General features: G+C 66.2%; 4 protein-coding genes. 3 read left to right on the forward strand and 1 reads right to left on the reverse strand.

Translation table 11 applies throughout. From position 1 onward, the window contains the following. Both Y705_RS0113625 and Y705_RS20050 read left to right on the forward strand, forming a co-directional pair. Positions 1 to 270 (forward strand): GlsB/YeaQ/YmgE family stress response membrane protein, encoded by a 270-nt coding sequence (locus Y705_RS0113625; protein ID WP_444826190.1) that lies wholly within the window; start codon positions 1 to 3, stop codon positions 268 to 270. Positions 271 to 478: 208 nt separating this feature from the next. Beyond that, positions 479 to 1,267 carry a hypothetical protein gene (locus Y705_RS20050; RefSeq protein WP_049822777.1) on the forward strand — a complete coding sequence of 263 codons (789 nt, stop codon included), beginning with the start codon at positions 479 to 481 and terminating at the stop codon, positions 1,265 to 1,267. On the opposite strand, the gene Y705_RS0113635 is transcribed toward Y705_RS20050, so the two are convergent. After that, on the reverse strand, positions 1,264 to 2,523 hold the full coding sequence (locus tag Y705_RS0113635) for a DUF445 domain-containing protein (protein WP_026533261.1): 1,260 nt from the start codon (positions 2,521 to 2,523) through the stop codon (positions 1,264 to 1,266). The two genes, Y705_RS20050 and Y705_RS0113635, sit on opposite strands and share 4 nt — an antisense overlap. 117 nt (positions 2,524 to 2,640) lie before the next feature. Between Y705_RS0113635 and Y705_RS20055 the strand changes: the two genes are divergently transcribed. Beyond that, positions 2,641 to 2,906 (forward strand): glycerophosphodiester phosphodiesterase (locus Y705_RS20055; RefSeq protein ID WP_275450819.1); only part of this gene is annotated, 266 nt, incomplete at its 3' end.

A 2,906-nucleotide genomic window follows, 5' to 3' on the forward strand; every position in this document is an offset into this window, starting at 1 on the left:
ATGTTGCACTTCCTCGCATTTCTCATTCTCGGCCTTATCGCCGGCGCCATCGCCAAGCTGATCCTGCCCGGCAAGCAGGGCGGCGGATGGCTGATCACCATGATCCTCGGCGTCGTCGGCGCACTGCTGGGCGGATTCATCGCCAACGCGGTCTTCAGCGTCGATACCTCGTCGACGTTCTCGCTCCCGTCGATCCTGTTCGCCGTCCTCGGCGCACTCATCGTCCTCGTCATCTACGGTGCCGTCACCAAGCGGGGTTCGCGCGTCTAAGCGACACTGTTGCAACGGATCCCACCTGAACCTTTGGGGGAACAGCGTGGGGGACAGGAAAGGCGCCGCCGGATATCCGGCGGCGCCTTTCCACTCTCGAAGGTTCCAGCGGTGCGCAGCCCCCCTTTGGAAGGGCCCGCCCCGTATCCGCGAACCTGGACTTGAAGCGCGTGACGTTCGCCGGTTCTGCCGGCAAGGAAAGGAAACAATGCCGAAGAACCCGTTCAGCCGGAAGCGGCCGCATCCCGCGGCCAAGGCAGCCAACAACGCGATGTTCGACCAGGACGGCAATCCGACGCCCTCCATCGCCCGGGCCATCGAGCGGGCCCTCGACGTGCAGCGGCCGCTTGTGCTGGCCAACCTGCGCCGGGTCCGCCGCAGCAACCCGCAGGCGTCACCGGCCGAACTGGCCATCCTGCTGGAGCGGAACTACCTTCGGGCGACCACGGTCACCGGCGCCGCTGTCGGTGCAACCGCGGCAGTGCCGACCGTGGGGACCATCGCTTCACTCGGACTCTCCGCTGCCGCCACCGTCGGGTTCCTCGAGGCTACGGCGCTGTACGCGGAGTCGATCGCGGAGCTTCACGGCATCCGCACCGATGACCCTGAGCGCTCCCGGGCCATGGTCATGGCAATCCTCATGGGTGAGGAGGGCACTGCCCTCATCACCTCCACGCTGGGGGCTTCGGCGGGTTCCGGGGCAACCCAGCACTGGGGCAACCTGGTGGGAAAAGCGGCTCCCACCTCGATGGTCCGCGGTCTCGCCGGAACCATACGGCGGCAGTTCCTGCGCCGGATCCTCGCGAAGCAGGGCGGCATGATGCTGGGCAGGGCACTCCCCTTCGGCGTCGGCGCGGTGATCGGTGGTACGGGGAACCACATGATGGGCAAGGCGGTCATCAAGGCCACCCGGCTGGCGTTCGGTCCGCTTCCGCAGACCATTCCCGGCGAACTCGCGAACACCCTTGATTCCCCGGAAGCCCGGGCGCGGAACTAGCCGAAGATCGCGTGCGCCACGGCGAAGATCGTGAGTCCGGCCAGCGCGCCGACCACTGTGCCGTTGATGCGGATGAACTGCAGGTCCTTGCCGATCTGCAGCTCGATCTTGCGTGAGGTCTCCTTCGCGTCCCACCGTTCCACGGTCTCGGAGATGACTCCCGCGATCTCGCTGCGGTAGGTGCGGACGGCGTAGGCGGCGCCGTCGGAGATCCAGCGGTTCACCTTGCCGGCGAGCTCGGGATCCCGGGACAGCCGCGAACCGAAGTCCCGGACGGCCGCCTTGAAATTCGTGGTGAGCTCGCTGTCGGGATCGTTGACGGCTTCGAGCAGCGCCGACTTGACGGTCGACCAGGTCCGGGCCGTGAGGTCCCTCACCCGGGGATCATCAAGAAGCTGGGCTTTGATCTCCTCGGCCTTGGCAATGGTGTCCGGGCTGTGCTGCAGGTCGCCGGCGAGGTCCTTCAGGTACTTGTCGAGGGCGATCCGAACCTCATGGCGGGGGTCGTCCTGAACCGCCCGGATGAACTTGGAAACCTCTGCATATACGCGGTCGCCCACCACGCCGTCCACGAGCCGGGGTACCCAGGTGGGGGAGCGCTGGGCCACCACGCGCGTGACCACGGAGTAGTTCGCATCCACCCAGTCCGCGGCACGGTCCACGAGGAGATCGACAAGGCGGTGGTGATGACCCTCGTTGAAGATACGCTCCGCCATGCGCCCCACGGGCGGGCCCCACGGGGGATCCACCACATGCTTACGCACCATCGATTCGATGACGCCCTGCACGGCGTCGTCGTTGAGTACCGTGAACATCCCCCGGATCAGCGCGGCACCCTCCGCGGCGACGCGGTCTGCGCTTTCCGGCCGCTCCAGCCAGGCTCCTGCCTTCTCCGCAATCCGTGCAGTGTCCAGCTTCGAACGGACCACCGATTCCGAGAGGAAGTTCTCCTCGACGAACTGTCCGAGGGAAAGGCCGATCTGGTCCTTTTTCCGCGGAATGATCGCGGTATGCGGAATCTTCAGGCCCATCGGATGCTTGAAGAGCGCCGTCACCGCGAACCAGTCGGCAAGCGCACCCACCATCCCGCCTTCAGCGGCCGCCCGGACGTACTGGAGCCAGGGATACTCATCCTGGAGCGCGAACGCTCCGAGGAAGATGACCGCCATCACCACCAGCATGCCTGTTGCGAAGGTTTTCATGCGCCGCAGTCCTGCGGCACGCTGGTCCTCGGTGCCGATTGCTTCTCCATCCACAGGTGCCAGTCTAGCCACGGCAGCCGCAGGAGCCCGGGCCGCAGGGCACCGGGAGTCGCCTTCTCGCGTAGCGTGGTAACGAAACGTCCGGGTAGAGCCGAAGGAAAGGTGCAGCGCGTGCGTCAAGTGATCTTTGCCCACCGGGGAGCGAGCGGGAAGTTCGCCGAGCACACCCGTGCCGCGTTTCTCCAGGCATTGGCCGACGGCGCCGACGGCGTGGAGTGCGATGTCCACCTGACGCGGGACGAGCAGCTCGTCTGCATCCACGACTCCACGCTGGACCGGACGTCGAACGGCTCGGGAGATGTAGCCGATGCCACGCTGGACGAGCTCCGGCAGCTCGATTTCTCCTCGTGGAAGGGCGCTGCGATTCCCTCCGAATT

Source organism: Arthrobacter sp. H41, assembly GCF_000520535.1.
Lineage (GTDB): Bacteria > Actinomycetota > Actinomycetes > Actinomycetales > Micrococcaceae > Arthrobacter_D.

What these genes read in the sequence shown, in the direction of transcription:
- Y705_RS0113625 (WP_444826190.1), top strand. Translation starts at nt 1, where the DNA reads ATGTTGCACTTCCTCGCATTTCTCATTCTCGGCCTTATCGCCGGCGCC.
- Y705_RS20050 (WP_049822777.1), top strand. Translation starts at nt 479, where the DNA reads ATGCCGAAGAACCCGTTCAGCCGGAAGCGGCCGCATCCCGCGGCCAAG.